At 69.6% G+C, this 14,742-nt stretch carries 15 protein-coding genes; 11 read left to right on the top strand and 4 right to left on the bottom strand.

Going from position 1 to position 14,742, the window contains the following annotated elements; genetic code table 11:
• Positions 1-58: 58 nt before the first annotated feature.
• Together MJ785_RS12460 and MJ785_RS12455 are read right to left on the bottom strand one after the other, a co-directional pair.
• Complete coding sequence (locus MJ785_RS12460) at positions 59-1,249, bottom strand: ABC transporter substrate-binding protein (RefSeq protein ID WP_239372396.1); 1,191 nt, start codon at positions 1,247-1,249, stop codon at positions 59-61.
• Between the two features lie 273 nt (positions 1,250-1,522).
• The gene (locus MJ785_RS12455; protein ID WP_239308396.1) at positions 1,523-1,831 is read right to left on the bottom strand and encodes a 4a-hydroxytetrahydrobiopterin dehydratase; all 309 of its coding nucleotides are present in this window, start codon (positions 1,829-1,831) and stop codon (positions 1,523-1,525) included.
• Between the two features lie 90 nt (positions 1,832-1,921).
• Between MJ785_RS12455 and MJ785_RS12450 the strand changes: the two genes are divergently transcribed.
• From MJ785_RS12450 to MJ785_RS12430, 5 genes are all read left to right on the top strand, one after another.
• Positions 1,922-2,371 carry a (deoxy)nucleoside triphosphate pyrophosphohydrolase gene (locus MJ785_RS12450; protein WP_239308395.1) on the top strand — a complete coding sequence of 150 codons (450 nt, stop codon included), beginning with the start codon at positions 1,922-1,924 and terminating at the stop codon, positions 2,369-2,371.
• Between the two features lie 248 nt (positions 2,372-2,619).
• Positions 2,620-4,458 (top strand): translational GTPase TypA, encoded by a 1,839-nt coding sequence (typA, locus tag MJ785_RS12445; protein WP_239308394.1) that lies wholly within the window; start codon positions 2,620-2,622, stop codon positions 4,456-4,458.
• 217 nt (positions 4,459-4,675) lie between these two features.
• A complete protein-coding gene (gene mshB / locus MJ785_RS12440; RefSeq protein WP_239308419.1) occupies positions 4,676-5,554 on the top strand; it encodes an N-acetyl-1-D-myo-inositol-2-amino-2-deoxy-alpha-D-glucopyranoside deacetylase in 879 nt (292 codons plus the stop codon).
• Between the two features lie 350 nt (positions 5,555-5,904).
• Positions 5,905-6,342, top strand: coding sequence for a DUF6113 family protein (locus tag MJ785_RS12435; RefSeq protein ID WP_370652937.1), 438 nt, complete (start codon positions 5,905-5,907; stop codon positions 6,340-6,342).
• Between the two features lie 111 nt (positions 6,343-6,453).
• The gene (locus MJ785_RS12430) at positions 6,454-6,951 is read left to right on the top strand and encodes a flavin reductase family protein (protein WP_239308392.1); all 498 of its coding nucleotides are present in this window, start codon (positions 6,454-6,456) and stop codon (positions 6,949-6,951) included.
• A gap of 6 nt (positions 6,952-6,957) precedes the next feature.
• Here the strand turns inward: MJ785_RS12430 and MJ785_RS12425 are convergent, their stop codons facing one another.
• Positions 6,958-7,854, bottom strand: a complete 897-nt coding sequence (locus MJ785_RS12425; RefSeq protein WP_239308391.1) for a transglutaminase-like domain-containing protein — start codon at positions 7,852-7,854, stop codon at positions 6,958-6,960.
• 365 nt (positions 7,855-8,219) lie between these two features.
• On the opposite strand from MJ785_RS12425, the gene fdxA reads away from it, so the two are divergent.
• The 6 genes from fdxA to MJ785_RS12395 all read left to right on the top strand — a co-directional run bounded on the left by fdxA (position 8,220) and on the right by MJ785_RS12395 (position 13,763).
• Positions 8,220-8,543 carry a ferredoxin gene (gene fdxA / locus MJ785_RS12420; RefSeq protein WP_239308390.1) on the top strand — a complete coding sequence of 108 codons (324 nt, stop codon included), beginning with the start codon at positions 8,220-8,222 and terminating at the stop codon, positions 8,541-8,543.
• Positions 8,544-8,593: 50 nt separating this feature from the next.
• On the top strand, positions 8,594-9,958 hold the full coding sequence (gene dapC, locus MJ785_RS12415; RefSeq protein WP_305039914.1) for a succinyldiaminopimelate transaminase: 1,365 nt from the start codon (positions 8,594-8,596) through the stop codon (positions 9,956-9,958).
• A gap of 177 nt (positions 9,959-10,135) precedes the next feature.
• Complete coding sequence (locus MJ785_RS12410; RefSeq protein ID WP_239308389.1) at positions 10,136-10,981, top strand: 2,3,4,5-tetrahydropyridine-2,6-dicarboxylate N-succinyltransferase; 846 nt, start codon at positions 10,136-10,138, stop codon at positions 10,979-10,981.
• Positions 10,982-11,051: 70 nt separating this feature from the next.
• The gene (gene dapE / locus MJ785_RS12405; RefSeq protein ID WP_239308418.1) at positions 11,052-12,104 is read left to right on the top strand and encodes a succinyl-diaminopimelate desuccinylase; all 1,053 of its coding nucleotides are present in this window, start codon (positions 11,052-11,054) and stop codon (positions 12,102-12,104) included.
• Positions 12,105-12,294: 190 nt separating this feature from the next.
• Positions 12,295-13,176 (top strand): TIGR00730 family Rossman fold protein, encoded by an 882-nt coding sequence (locus MJ785_RS12400; protein ID WP_239380941.1) that lies wholly within the window; start codon positions 12,295-12,297, stop codon positions 13,174-13,176.
• Positions 13,173-13,763 carry a TIGR00730 family Rossman fold protein gene (locus MJ785_RS12395; protein WP_239308388.1) on the top strand — a complete coding sequence of 197 codons (591 nt, stop codon included), beginning with the start codon at positions 13,173-13,175 and terminating at the stop codon, positions 13,761-13,763. Before MJ785_RS12400 ends, MJ785_RS12395 begins: the two co-directional genes overlap by 4 nt.
• Before the next feature lie 12 nt (positions 13,764-13,775).
• On the opposite strand, the gene folP is transcribed toward MJ785_RS12395, so the two are convergent.
• A complete protein-coding gene (gene folP, locus MJ785_RS12390) occupies positions 13,776-14,588 on the bottom strand; it encodes a dihydropteroate synthase (protein WP_305039353.1) in 813 nt (270 codons plus the stop codon).
• Positions 14,589-14,742: the final 154 nt, after the last annotated feature.

Below are 14,742 nucleotides of genomic sequence, written 5' to 3'. Positions count from 1 at the left end.
CGCCGTAGCCTCGTTCCTTGATCCACGCCCCTGTTGCCGGGCGCTCTGCGGCTCCGAGCTACTGACCGCAGTATGGCGCCGGCTGCTGCACGTCGAAGGCGGTGCCCTTGGCGTTGATCTGGACGAAGGTGTAACACGGTGAGGCGCTCTGGTACTTGGCCATGTCGGAGGCTGGTACCACCAGACCGTTGGCATCGTAGTCGTGGACATCTCGCAGCCCGCTGATGAAGGACTGGCGGGTGGGGCACGAGCCGGCGGCCTGAAGCCCGCGGATGAACAGGTCGGCGGTGATCCAGCCGCTGAGGGCGACGCTCTGGGTCGGTGGCTGGAGCTGCGGGGCGTACGCCGTCATCCCGGCGATGAACGCCTTGTGCGCGGGCAGGTTCTCCTCGAACGGCGCGACGTTCAGGAACAGGTAGGTCCTGGCGAGCTGGGCGCCGTATTTGATGAGGACCGCCTGGTCGTACCCGGACGGGGACATCGAGACCTTGAGCGGTATCTGCGCCCGGTTGACCGCGCTGGTAATGCTCGCGAAAGCGTCGACCGTCAGCGCGCCGGCGAGCACGTCAACACCGTAGCTCTTTATCTTTGCGGCGATCATGGACGGGTCCGTCCCGGTCACGGAGATCTGGTCGGTGTAGACCACGTCGATGCCCGCGGCCTTCAGGCTGTCCGTCATCTTCTGGGCGAAAATGCCCGATGCCTCGCTGAACGCGATGCGGAGCACGGCGGCCTTCCGGCCGCCCAGGTTCTTCGCGAATGTTCCCCATGTCGTCGGTGCCGGGCCGTCCGTGAGGTAGTTCGACCAGGTGAACATGTTGTCGTTCTTGCTCCAGATGGTTTCCGCCGAGAAGCCGACCACCGGTATGCCGTTCTTGTGCAGGTAGTCGGCTGAACCGGAGACGACGTTGCTGGCCTGGAGGATGCTGAAGACCTGTGATCTTTCGACGAGCCCGGTTGTCACGGCGCGGTTCGTGGCCGGGTCGGAGCTGTCGTCCGACCAGTCGTAGACGAGCTGGCGGCCATGTACGCCGCCGTTGCCGTTCGCCACGCCGAACCGCGCGTCTATGCCGGCCCGGAAGTCCGCGAACTGCGGTGCCGCGGGCCCTGAGGAGGGGAAGACCAGCCCGACTTTGGCTGTGGTCGGGCTGATGCCGGGGGTTGTGCAGGCTGCGTTCGCGGACGCGCTCTGTGTGTCGCCGTTACCGCCGCCGCAGCTTGCCGCCAGCACAACGGCGACGACGGCCATGGCAGACCGCTGACCAAACGGAATGCGATGCCGCACAGTAGGCCTCCACGAACAGTGGTTGTCTTGTCACGCTGATCCAGCATGGCGCTGGGGTGACCTTCCCGGGATCCGACGCCCGATAGATCAAGGCGAATAGCTAATTCATATCACCTAGTTTTGATGGGGACGCCGAGGGTTCCCAGGTCAGAGCCTTGGAGGCACGACGAGTAGTCGGAAAGATGCGGCGGCGCATGAGGGATTGCCGTGCCGCCGCACCCCTGTTGCCGGGCGCTCTTACCTGCTGGGGTCCGCGATGCCGTGCTGACGCAGGACGTCGGAGATCCGGGATGCCAGCGTGATGTCAAGCTCTGTGACGCCGCCCTGGGAATGCGTCCAGACCGTGAAGGTTGTCACGCCGTGTGCTCGGTCAACGATGGGATGGTGATTCATGGTGTTCGCCACGAGCGAGATCCGCTCGACCACCTCGTCTGCGGTCTCATCATCCATGGTGACTTTTCGTACAATTGTCGAGGTATCACCGCTCCATCCCGGTAGTTCGCCGAGTGCGTCGGCGAGCCGGTCCGCGTCGAGCCTGGTGGGCATGGAATGGCCTCCGTTCAGTTTGTCGGGTGACTTCGGTGTTACCCCCACCTGGGTGAGCGCGCCCTCCTTGCCGCGGGGAAACCCAGCGCCATGAGAGTGTGTGCGGCTATGGAGCCGACAGGCAGCCGGCGGGTTGTGGTAGCCGCGGCGCTCATCGACGCGCAGGGCCGCGTGCTGGCATGCTGCCGGCGCGATCCTCCCGCGCTCGCCGGTGGCTGGGAGTTTCCCGGTGGCAAGGTCGAGCCCGGCGAGGACGAGGCGACCGCGCTCGCGCGCGAGTGCCGCGAGGAGCTCGGCGTGGGCATCGAGGTGGGAGCGCTCCTCGGCGAGGTCGCGCTGCCCACGGCCGGCTGGGTGCTCCGGGTGTGGTTCGCTCGGATCGTCGGTGGCGAGCCATATATGATCGCGCATTCGGAGCTGCGATGGCTGGCATCGCACGAACTTGATAACGTAGCGTGGCTCTCTCCGGACTTACCGTTAGTTAATGATCTTCGCGTTGCTCTGGCGGCGGGTGTTCTGGGGTTGTGGGATGGTAGATAACATTAACGGAAGGTGTTGAGAAATAAACCTTCTGTTGATTTTCGATGTGAGGTCTCGCGGGTCCGTACCATGGCGGGTAGACCCTGAGAGGCGAGCGGGAATGGGATGATCTTCTGGTGCCCATGCCTGACGCGCGGGGTGTCCCGTCGGGCCGGGTTCCGCGTCCGGCGTCACGATGTCAGCACCATCTGTCCAGTAACAACCAGCCTCGGGGCCGCTGCCCCACGTCCGTACCGGAGCCCGCCACCGTGTCCGTCCGCGCCGATCTGCGCAACGTCGCGATCATTGCCCACGTCGATCATGGCAAGACAACCCTCGTCGACGCGATGCTGCGGCAGTCCGGCGCCTTCGGTGACCATGCCGAGGCGACGGATCGCGTCATGGACTCGATGGATCTCGAACGCGAGAAGGGCATCACGATTCTCGCGAAGAACACCGCGGTCCAGTACGGCGACGTCACGATCAATATTGTGGACACGCCTGGCCACGCGGACTTCGGCGGCGAGGTCGAGCGTGGCCTGTCCATGGTCGACGGGGTCGTGCTGCTGGTCGACGCGAGCGAGGGCCCGCTGCCGCAGACCCGGTTCGTCCTGCGCAAGGCGCTGGAAGCCAGGCAGCCGGTCATTCTGGTCATCAACAAGGTGGACCGTTCCGACGCCCGGATCGCCGAGGTCGTCGACGCGACCTACGAGCTCTTCCTCGACCTCGACGCGGATGAGAGCCAGATCGACTTCCCGATCGTCTACTGCAACGCCAAGGCGGGACGCGCCTCGCTGAACCGGCCGGATGATGGCGGCAACCCCGACTCACCCGATCTCAAGCCGTTGTTCGACGTGTTGCTTGAGTCGGTCCCGATGCCGGTCTACGACCCGCAGGCACCCTTGCAGGCGCTCGTCACCAACCTTGACGCATCCCCCTACCTCGGCCGGCTCGCGCTGTGCCGGGTGCACAACGGGACACTGCGCCGTGGGCAGAGCGTGATGCTGTGCCGCGCGGACGGCCGTACCGACCGGGTGAAGATCAGTGAGCTGCTGGTCACGAAGGCGCTGGAGCGGGTGCCGGGCGAGCAGGCCGGTCCAGGCGACATCATCGCCATCGCGGGCATTGCGGATATCATGATCGGCGAAACGCTGGCCGACCCCGAGGACCCGCGGCCGCTGCCCGTCATCACCGTCGACGAGCCGTCGATCAGCATGACCATCGGGATCAACACGTCCCCGCTGGCCGGTAAGTCCGGGACGAAGCTGACCGCGCGACTGCTGCGCAACCGGCTGGATGCCGAACTGGTCGGCAACGTCTCCATCCGGGTGCTGCCGACCGAGCGCCCCGACACCTGGGAGGTGCAGGGCCGCGGGGAGCTCGCGTTGGCGATCCTGGTCGAGCTGATGCGCCGTGAGGGCTTCGAGCTCACCGTCGGTAAGCCGCAGGTCGTCACCAGGGAGATCGACGGGAAGCGGCACGAACCGGTGGAACGGCTCACCATCGACGCCCCCGAGGAGTACCTCGGGACGCTCACCCAGCTGCTGGCGGTCCGCAAGGGCCGCCTCGAGCAGATGATCAATCATGGCACCGGCTGGATCCGGATGGAGTACCAGGTGCCGGCCCGCGGGCTCATCGGCTTCCGGACCGAGTTCCTGACCGAGACCCGCGGCACCGGGCTGATGCACCACGTGTTCGACTCCTACGAGCCCTGGTTCGGGGAACTCCGTACCCGTGCGACGGGTTCGATGGTGGCTGACCGTGCTGGCGTGGCGACCGCGTACGCCCTGTACAACCTGGGCGAGCGCGGCACCCTCTTCGTGGGTCCGACCACCGACGTCTACGAAGGTATGATCGTCGGGGAGAACTCCCGTGCCGACGACATGGACGTCAACCCCACCAAGGAGAAGAAGCTCACCAACATGCGCTCGTCCACCGGGGACGAGCTGGTGCGCCTCACCCCACACCGGCAGCTGTCCCTGGAGCAGGCGCTGGAGTTCTGCCGGGAGGACGAGTGCGTGGAGGTCACGCCCGGTCCGGTGCGGATGCGCAAGGTCGCGCTGACCGCGGCGGAGCGGGAGAAGCTCCGTTCCCGCCGCCGGGCGTGACCTCGGCCAGCGTGCGGCGGCTGTCGTCGTGTGCGTGAGGTAGGCGGGCCAGCCTGGCTTCGCTCCTCGGGTGATCTCCGTTCATCCTCGCGGAGCGTGGTTGGTGGGCTCCGGTGCCGTCGCGTCCGCGGCGCCCCGTAGGGTCGTGGGCGTGACTGCTCCCACTGTGCTGACCGGGTCTGGGCTGGACTTCATCGAGCTGCCGGCGCGGCGGGTGATGTTCGTGCATGCCCACCCTGACGATGAGGTGATCGGGACCGGGCTGACCATGGCGTCCTACGCCGCCGACCCGGAGACCCATGTGACTCTTGTCACGTGCACGCTCGGGGAGATGGGCGAGGTGCTCGTTCCAGAACTGATCAATCTGCGCTCCGACCGGGGCGACCAGCTCGGCGGGTACCGCATCGGTGAGCTGGCGCGCTCGTGCGAGGCGCTCGGCGTCACCGACCATCGCTTCCTCGGCGGGCCGGGCCGCTGGCGTGACAGCGGCATGATGGGCACTCCTGGGAACGACGATCCGCGCTGCCTGTGGCGGGCCGATCCCGACGAGGCGGCGGCCGCGCTGGCTGAGATCGTCCGTGCGGTCCGTCCGCAGGTACTGGTCACCTACGACAGCAACGGTGGCTACGGGCATCCCGACCACATCCGTGCGCACGAACTGACTGTGCGGATGTTCGAGGTGGCGGGGGATCCGTCCTTCGCTCCGGATGCCGGGCCGCCCTGGCAGCCCGCGAAGCTGTACCAGACCGCGGTCGCGCGATCGATGATCCAGGCTGGGATCGACTACTTCCGTTCGTCGGGTACCGGGCGTGAGCTGTTCGACGGTGTGCAGTCGGCGGATGACGTGCCGATGGCGGTGCCGGACAGTGCCGTGACCACTGAGATCGATTCGCCCGCTCACTTCGAGGCGAAGGTGGCGGCCATGCGAGCGCATGCAACCCAGATGACGACGGACGGTTTCTTCTTCGTCCTGGCCGACGGCATCGGCCACCGGGCATGGGGCACCGAGCACTACATCCTCACCCGGGGTGAGCGCGGACCGGCCGGCGGCCCGAACGGGCGCGAGACCGACCTCTTCGCCGGGCTCGATCTCTGAGTGATCGGTAACAGGGGAGTGGGCCAAGGAGCGGGGCTGGGATGCGTGCGTCGCGAGGCGGCGGAGGGAGCCACCGGAGGTGTTGGGTGGCGACCGACGACAACGCGGCGAGGTGGGTGCCCCAGCCCCGCGACGCCGCGTCCCCTATTGCCGGTCGCTCTTAATCTCGACCCATGCCCGGTTCGACGATGCATGATCATTCGTGTCAGCCGCCTCCGGCGGCCTCGGTCACGGCGACAGCCACCGATGTGGGCAGGGACGTGAACGCGGTCAGCGGCAGCGACAGCGGCAGCGGCGCAGGCGCAGGCGCAGGCGCTGAACCGTCTCGGGCTTTCCTGGGGTCGGCCTACGTGTTCGGTTGGCTGGTCGGTCTTGCGCTCGGCTTCTACGGTGTGTTCCTCGTTCCGGTGGGCCCCCGGCCCGGCGGGGTCCTGCTGTCGGTCGGAGTTGCCTTCGCGCTGGCCGGAAACACCGCCGCGGCGCTGCTGGTGCGCTGGTTCACCGGCACCCGCCTCGGGGCCATGATCGTTGCTGTGGGCTGGATCCCGATCGTGCTGTGTTTTGGCGTCGCGCGTCCTGAAGGTGATCTTCTCCTGACGGCGGGCACCGCCGGGTACCTGTTTCTGGTCGTCGGTGCGATCGCTCCGGTCGTCGTGGCGATGCTCGGCTCGCCCCGTCGCGGCCTGTCCGCGACGCTGGCGACCGGTCCGCGCGGTTCTGCCTCCGGTCCGCACCCGGATCAGCGTCCGCCGGCCCAGGGCTCGGACCACCGTCGTCCCGGGCACTGAAGGGCCGCCACAACCGGGGATGAAGCCGTGGCTGGCCAAGAGGAGATGTGGTCGTTGTCACGAGCAGGTCGGGAGTGCCTCGGCAAACCGGCGCGGGAGTAGCGTGTCCGCGTGGCCGTCGATCCGGACGCCTTCCGCCGGGCGGTCGGGCGTTTCGCAACAGGTGTCACGGTCATCACCACTGTTTTCGAGGACCAGCCGTTCGCGATTACCGCGAACTCGTTCACCTCCGTGTCACTCGACCCGTTGCTGGTGCTGGTCAGCGTTGGCAAGATGTCCCGTTTCCACACGCCGGTCCTCGGCGCGGGCGTGTGGGGCGTCTCCGTCCTTGCCGCGGACATGCGGGAGGCGTCCCGCTTCTTCGCCAGCCAGGACCGGCACGACGCACGGACCCTCTTCGAGAGCTGGAAGCATTCCATCGGAGCCGCGACCGGCGTGGTTCTGCTGACGGACGCGCTCGCGGCGTTCGAGTGCCGCACGGTCCTCACCTACGAGGGCGGTGATCACACCCTGCTGCTCGGTGAAGTCGTGGCACTGGACGGATCCAGCCGGGATGCGCCTCCCCTGCTGTTCTACCGGGGGATGTACCGGGAGCTCGCCGCTGACTGACCGGCGTCAGTTCAAGCGGGCACGGGCGGCGTGTGCCGCTTCACGGGCCGCGCCGGCCGCGGCCGGCTCCAGGGCGGCGACCACATCGGCGAAAGTCGTGAGATCCGCCGCGCCGCCGATGAAGTCACCGCGGCGGGCACGTAGTTCCCCGCGCTCCCGGAGCAGGTGGGTGGGATGGCGCGGCAGCAACAGGGACAGCTCGACGGCCCACAGCCGCGTCGCGATGGCCTCCGTCCGTGCCGCCCAGATCCGGATGTTGCCCAGTACCCGCATGAGCAGGCCGGTCGGGTCCATCGGCTTGAGCTGCGAACGGGTGAACGCCACCCCGGCGGAACGGACCTTCTCCGCGGCCTCGTGTACGGTGATCAGCCGGCCGCCGGCGAACGGGTCGACCAGGACGTGCCGGTCCGGCGCGCCGACACCGACGATGACATGGCCGGGCAGGCCGATCGGGTACGCGGGGACGCCGAGGCGGTGGGCGACCTCCATCCACACGATCGACAGCATGATCGGCAGGCCGTGCCGACGCCGGAGCACCGACGTGAGCAGGCAGGCGTGCAGGCTGTCGGAGCTGCCGGGGTCACCGTGGAAGCCGGCCCGCGTTCCCAGCGCCTCCCGCAGGATCTCGGCGGCGGCACGCACGTCCAGCCCGGCGAGTGTGCGCCGGGTGGCGGGTCGCTCGTCCGCCGCGGTGCCCAGTTCGTCCGTTGCGGTGCCCAGCTCGTCCGGCGCGATGTCGAGAAGGCGACCGGCGTCCGTGGCGAGGGCGTCGAACCGGGCCAGCTCGCGGGCTGGGTCGAGGCCTGGTTCGACCTCCGCCGCGATCAGCAGGCAGGCCAGCGCGACATCGACCGGATCCCGGCGGACGATGTCGGCGAATTGGCGTCGTGTTCGGGCACTCATTGCGGATTCGCCTCCGTATGCCCAGCGTTGCACTGCCCGGCGCCGCACTGCCCAGCGGCCGCTGGGCGGACCGGCCGCGGCGGCACCCTCCGGCCGGCAACGAGATCTGTTTCCGCGACCTTCACGATGGAACCGTCTCTGGTCCGTATCGTCAGACATCGGTCGGTCCAGGACAGCAGCTGCCCGACGACGTCGGTCAGTGGCAGCGGACCGGCGACCCGCCGGCGGACGGAAACCCTGGCGCCGACGTCAGCAGGAGTGATACGGACGACATACACGACAAGCGAACGCCCTTGTTGTCGACACAGAACCGTCGAGGTCGATACTAGGGAATCAGTCGCCCGTGAGCCGAGGAGGAACAACCGGTGACCTACGTCATCGCGGAGCCCTGCGTCGATGTCAAGGACAGGGCCTGTATCGAGGAGTGCCCGGTCGACTGCATCTACGAAGGCGGACGGATGCTGTACATCCAGCCTGACGAGTGCGTCGACTGCGGAGCGTGTGAGCCCGTCTGTCCGGTCGAAGCCATCTACTACGAGGACGACGTTCCGGATCAGTGGAAGGGTTTCACCGACACCAACGCCGTCTTCTTTGAGGAGCTCGGTTCGCCTGGCGGGGCGTCGAAGGTGGGCGCGCTCGACTTCGATCCGCCCGGTGTCGCCGCGCTGGCGCCGCAGGGCGAGTCCTGACCGGGCCTACGGGGCCTGCTGGAGCGCTCCGGCAGGCCCATCACTTCCGGGTGCGGCTGCCCGACTTCCCCTGGGACGCCCTTGCGCCGTTCGCGCGCAAGGCCCGCGCACACCCGTATGGCATGGTCGACCTGTCGGTCGGCACGCCGGTGGACCCGACCCCGCTCGCGGTTCAGCATGCCCTCGCGGCGGCGGCGAACGCCCCCGGCTATCCGGCCACCGCGGGTACGCCCGAGTTGCGGGACGCGGCCGCGGGCTGGCTGGCGCGCCGGCTCGGGGTGATCGTCGAGCCCGACAGCGTCCTGCCGGTGATCGGGACGAAGGAGCTGGTCGCGCAGCTGCCGAGCCAGCTCGGGCTCGGGCCGGGCGACCGCGTCTGGATACCGGCACCGGCCTATCCGACCTACGAGGTCGGTGCCCTGCTCGCCCGTTGCGAGCCGGTGCTCGGCCCGGTGGACGGTGTGGCGCTGGTCTGGCTGAACACTCCGGCCAACCCCTCCGGCCGGGTGCTGACCGTGGACGAGATGCGGGCGGTCGTGGGCTGGGCCCGCGAGCGCGGCATCGTCGTCGCCAGCGACGAGTGCTACATCGAGCTGGGCTGGGAGGCCCGGCCTGTCTCGGTGCTGCATCCGGATGTCTGCGGCGGCTCCCACGAAGGGCTGCTCGCGGTGCACTCGCTGTCCAAGCGGTCGAACCTCGCCGGCTACCGCGCGGGCTTCGTCACCGGGGATCCGAGGCTCGTCACCGGGCTGCTGGAGGTGCGGCGGCACGGCGGGTCGATGGTGCCGACACCGGTTCAGGCCGCCATGACCGCGGCCCTTGCCGACGACATGCACGTCGCTGAGCAGCGGGCGCGTTACGCCAACCGGCGGGCCGTGCTCGCCGCGGCGTTGGCCGTTGCCGGCTTCACGATCGAGCACAGCGAGGCCGGGCTCTACCTGTGGGCGACCCGCGGGGAGGAAGCCTGGACGACGGTGGACGCCCTGGCGAGCGTGGGTGTACTCGTCGCCCCCGGCGTGTTCTACGGCGAGGCCGGGCGCAGGCACGTCCGGATAGCGCTGACCGGGCCGGACGCCCAGGTCGCCACCGTCCCGGAGCGGATGGCGATGTTGCCGCCACCGCAGCTGGTCAACCCGCCACCGGCACCGGTGGCCGCCGGGTACGTCGGCGGCGGTCACCAGACCGGCGCCCGTCCGGTCGCGCCGCTCCTCCCGTCCGGACCGCCGACCGGGGGTCTGCCCGTGGCCGGGGCGCGGCCGGACACCGCTTACCAGCACCAGCAGGGGAGCCAGTACCAGGACAGGGGGCCGGCGCCCGCGGGCCCGGGGACGCTCCCGGCGATGCCGTGGCCGGGCGACGACCGTGGCGGCCGTCCCGGATTCCGGGTCACGACGGAGCCGCCGGACATCCGGTAGCCCCCATCCTGGGCCGGGGGGTGCCGTCCGGGGGGCGCCGCGGTCCCGCCTCCCGCCTCTTGGCCCCGTTGGCTCCGGTCTCCCGGCACTGAGCGGTGGGCTCCTCGATCTTCCAGGATCATGATCCTTCGGGGCCGGTGGGGCACGGGCGGCAGGCGCCTCGTTAGGGTCGGGGTCGTGAGCACATCGGGCGAGATCATCGACTCCGCGATAGACCCGGTCATCGACCTGTTGTGGGACCGTCCTGACGCCGCCGAGGCGCTGGCCGGCCGCAGCCTGCACGATGTCGTGGTTGAGGCGATCAACCTCCTGGACGCGGGGAAGGCCCGGGTCGCCCATGTCGCCGACAGCGGCGACGTCGTCGTGGACGAGCGGGCGAAACGCGCTATCCTGCTCGCTTTCCGGGTGCTGCCGATGGCCGAGTCCGCGGCCGGCGACTTCCGTTATCACGACCGGGTGCCGCTCAAGACATCCTTCGACGGGGTGCGGGTCGTGCCGGGCGCGATCGTCCGCTGGGGGGCGCATATCGAACCTGGTGCGGTGCTGATGCCGAGCTACACCAACATCGGCGGGTACGTCGGTGCCGGTACTCTGGTCGACACCTGGGCGACGGTCGGTTCCTGCGCGCAGATCGGGCGCCGGGTGCACCTGTCTGGCGGGGCCGGCATCGGCGGGGTGCTGGAACCGCCGAACGCCAAGCCCGTGGTGGTCGAGGACGACGCGTTCATCGGCAGCCGCGCCATGGTGGTGGAGGGCGCCCGGGTGCGCCGCGGGGCCAAGCTCGGCGCCGGCGCGATCCTCACCGCCTCCACGCACGTGTTCGACGCGGTCACCGGCGAGGAGTACCCGCGTGGGGAGATTCCGCAGCGGGCGGTGGCGGTCGGGTCGAGCCGGGTGAAGTCGTTCCCCGGCGGGGACTACGCCATGCCGTGCATCCTGGTGCTGCGGACGCTGGCCGAAGGGGAGATCCACGACAAGCTCGCGCTGAACGACATCCTGCGGGAGCACGGCGTTGCCAGCTGAGCAGCTGCCGGACCGGCTACCTGGACCATCCGCCGAGCGTTCCCCGCTCGGCCGCGGCGCGCCGCTCGACCTGACCGCCTCGGCGGTGGAGCTGACCCGCGCCCTGGTCGACGTCCCGTCGGTGAGCGGCTCCGAGGCCGTCCTCGCGGACCTGGTCGAAACGGCTCTGACCGGCGTCGCCGGACTGCGGGTCGACCGGGACGGCGACGCCGTCGTTGCCCGTACCGACCTGGGGCTGCCGACCCGGGTGCTGCTGGCCGGGCACCTCGACACCGTGCCGATCGCGGACAACCTGCCCGCCCGGTTCGCGGCTGGCAGGCTCTACGGCTGCGGGACCTCCGACATGAAGTCGGGAGTGGCCGTGCTGCTGCGGCTGGCCGCCGCGCTCGCGGGTGAGCCCCTCACCCATGACGTGACCTGGGTTTTTTACGACAACGAGGAGGTCCGCGCCGAGCTCAACGGGTTGCGCCGCGTTGCCGAGCGCCATCGCGACTGGCTGGACGCCGATCTCGCGGTGCTCCTGGAGCCGACCTCGGGCGAGATCGAAGCGGGCTGCCAGGGCACCCTACGGGTGGTGGTCTCGCTACGCGGACGCCGGGCGCACTCGGCGCGGGCATGGCTTGGCGAGAACGCGATCCACCGCGCCGCGCCGCTGCTGGAGCGCCTCGCCGACTACCAGCCACGGACGGTGACCATCGACGGTTGTACCTACCGCGAGGGCCTCAACGCCGTGTGGGTGAGCGGCGGCGTGGCTGGCAACGTCATCCCGGACGCCTGTGAGGTCACGGTCAACTATCGGTTCGCCCCGGACCGTGATGTCGGTCAGGCGCTCGAGCATGTCCGTGCCGTACTCGACGGTTTCGCCCTTGCGGTGACCGACAGTGCGCCCGGTGCGCTGCCCGGCCTCGCCGCGCCCGTCGTCAGCGCGTTCGTGGCGGCTGCGGGATGTGTGCCCGTGGCCAAGTACGGCTGGACCGACGTGGCCCGCTTCGCCGCGCTCGGTATCCCGGCGCTCAACTTCGGGCCTGGTGACCCTGGCCTCGCCCACACCCGCGACGAGTATGTCGAGGTGGCGCGGATCGGCGCGGCAGAGGATGTGCTGCGGCGCTACCTCATGCGCTGACCCGCATGGGGTGTTTCGGGTAACCTCCGTCGAACTTCTCGGTCGGTTACCCGTTTACGATCTTGAACATAACGCTGGAACGTTATGTTACAGCTCGTGAGTGCGCCTACCGACCCGACCCAGCCAGACGTTCCTGTCGCCGACGGTGCCGTGGCCGCCCGAACGGTTTCCGCTGGCCCCGCTTCCGCCGATGTTTCTGTCGCCGTCGCCTCGCCTGGCCGCCGCCGGTCCGGGACCCCGGCTGGGTCCGGCTCCGGGTCCGGCTCCGGGCCGGGATCGGCCAGCCCGGACCCGCCGGCCGCCGGAGCGGCAACGCGGGCCCATCACCGTTCGCCGTGGGCTGGTCGAAGGGTCGACGACCGACCAGCATCTGCTGGACACCCGTGGTCCGGCTGACTGGGTCCACGCCGATCCGTGGCGGGTCCTGCGGATCCAGAGTGAGTTCGTCGAGGGGTTCGGGCTGCTCGCCGAGCTGCCCCGGGCGGTGACGGTCTTCGGCTCGGCTCGTGTCCCCGTCGAGGACCCCGACTACGCCCTTGGCGAGCGGCTCGGCAGCGCGCTCGTCCGGGCTGGCTACGCGGTGATCACGGGTGGCGGCCCGGGGGCTATGGAAGCTGTCAACCGGGGCGCGCAGGAGGCTGGCGGCCTGTCGGTCGGCCTCGGCATCGAGCTCCCGTTCGAACAGCGTCTCAACGACTGGGTGGACCTCGGGGTGACCTTCCGGTACTTCTTCGTCCGCAAGACCATGTTCGTCAAGTACGCCGAGGCATTCGTGATCCTGCCAGGCGGGCTTGGCACGCTCGACGAGCTGTTCGAGGCGCTCACGCTCGTCCAGACCCGTAGGGTGACCCGCTTCCCGGTGGTGCTCATGGGCTCGCGGTACTGGGCGGGCCTGCTGGACTGGCTGCGCACCACGGTTGCGGGCGCCGGGCGCATCCTGCCGACAGATCTTGATCTTGTCACTCTCACCGATGACGTGGACGAGGCTGTTCAGATCATCGTCAACAGCCACCGCGTGGGCAACGACCAGCCGGGCTCGGAGGCCGGGCGTCCGGGCGGCGAGCCCGCGTGAACATCTGTGTCTACTGCTCGTCGTCCGAGGCGATCGATCCCTCCTACCTCGAGCTGGCCGCGGCGGTCGGTGCCGCGCTCGCCCGCCGCGGCCACGGCCTGGTTTCGGGTGGCGGCTCCGTCTCGTGCATGGGTGCGGTCGCCCGCGCGGCCCGTGCGGGCGCCGCCCGCACTACCGGCGTGATTCCCCGAGCGCTGTCGGCCCTGGAAATCACCGACGGCGACGCGGACGAGCTGATCGTCACCGAGACGATGCGGGAGCGCAAGAGGCTCCTGGAGATCCGCTCGGACGCCTTCCTCGCCCTCCCCGGCGGTCTTGGCACCCTGGAGGAACTGCTGGAGATGTGGGTCGGGCGCGTTCTCGGGATGCATGCCAAGCCGGTCGTCGTCCTCGACCCGGACGGCCTGTTCGCCCATCTCCGGGCACAGGTGGACGAACTGGTCCGGCGGGGTTTCGTCCGGCCGGCGGCCCGGAACGCCCTGGGCTGGGCGAATACGGTCGAGGCCGCGTTGGATCTTCTCGAGGCAGGCGTGCCACCGCCGGGCGGCACCGGGCCGACCACCGCCGAGCGGCTCGAGGGGGAGTAGCCGCCGTCCGGGTCAGGCGAGGCCTCGGCGGGCGACGGCGAGGTCGCGGGTACCGCGGATGGCCGCCACCATGTCCAGCACCCTGCGGGTCTCGGCGACCTGGTGGGCGCGGAAGATCCTGGCACCGAGCCAGGCGCTGATCGCGGTTGCGGCGAGGCTCCCTTCGAGGCGGTCTGTGACCCCGGCGTCGAGGGTCTCGCCGATGAAGTCCTTGTTCGACAGCGCGACGAGAACCGGCCAGCCGGTTGCGGCGAGTTCGGGGAGCCGGCGGGTCGCCTCCAGGGAATGCCGGCTGTTCTTGCCGAAGTCGTGGCCCGGATCGACGATCACGCCGTCCGGTCGCACACCGAGCGCCACCGCGCGGTTCGCGAGCCCGGTCGTGGTGGCGATGATGTCGGCGACCACATCGTCGTAGGCGATCCGGTGTGGCCGGGTGCGCGGCGGCAGCTGCCCGGCGTGGGTGCAGACCAGACCCAGCGCGTGCTCGGCGGCGACTTCGGCGAGCCGGGGATCGGTACCGCCCCAGGCGTCGTTGAGCAGGTCGGCGCCTTCACTCGCCACCACCCGGCCCACCTCGGCACGCCAGGTGTCCACGCTGATCACGACGCTGGGGTGCCTGGACCGGACGAGCGCGACGAACCCGCCGAGCCGCCGCAGCTCCTCGATGGTGTCGACGTCCTCGCCCGGTGCCGCTTTCACCGCGCCGATGTCGATGATCTGGGCGCCTTCGGCGACGGCACGGTCCACCGCGGCCAGCGCTTCCGGCTCGCCGTAGGTTGCGCCTCGGTCGAAGAACGAGTCGGGCGTCCGATTGATGATTGCCATGATGGTCAGGTCGGACGGGCGGAACGTCGATGAGCCGAGCCGGAGGTCGCTGGCCGCCCGGGTACCCGCGGGGAGCCCTCCGCCCGTGCTGCCGGCGGTGTGGGCGGGGCCGGCGGGGCCGCCCGTCGAGGAGATGTCGCTCACCGCAGGGAAC

This window comes from Protofrankia sp. CiT1 (assembly GCF_917627335.1).
Classification (GTDB): Bacteria; Actinomycetota; Actinomycetes; order Frankiales; family Frankiaceae; genus Protofrankia.
This window is presented reverse-complemented; position numbering and strand designations above follow the sequence as displayed.

Bases quoted from the DNA above. Each gene is read 5' to 3' on its own strand.
- MJ785_RS12460 (WP_239372396.1), bottom strand. From the start codon at position 1,249: ATGGCCGTCGTCGCCGTTGTGCTGGCGGCAAGCTGCGGCGGCGGTAAC.
- MJ785_RS12455 (WP_239308396.1), bottom strand. From the start codon at position 1,831: ATGCCCACCAGGCTCGACGCGGACCGGCTCGCCGACGCACTCGGCGAA.
- MJ785_RS12450 (WP_239308395.1), top strand. From the start codon at position 1,922: ATGAGAGTGTGTGCGGCTATGGAGCCGACAGGCAGCCGGCGGGTTGTG.
- mshB (WP_239308419.1), top strand. From the start codon at position 4,676: ATGTTCGTGCATGCCCACCCTGACGATGAGGTGATCGGGACCGGGCTG.
- MJ785_RS12425 (WP_239308391.1), bottom strand. From the start codon at position 7,854: ATGAGTGCCCGAACACGACGCCAATTCGCCGACATCGTCCGCCGGGAT.
- MJ785_RS12400 (WP_239380941.1), top strand. From the start codon at position 12,295: ATGTTTCTGTCGCCGTCGCCTCGCCTGGCCGCCGCCGGTCCGGGACCC.
- folP (WP_305039353.1), bottom strand. From the start codon at position 14,588: ATGGCAATCATCAATCGGACGCCCGACTCGTTCTTCGACCGAGGCGCA.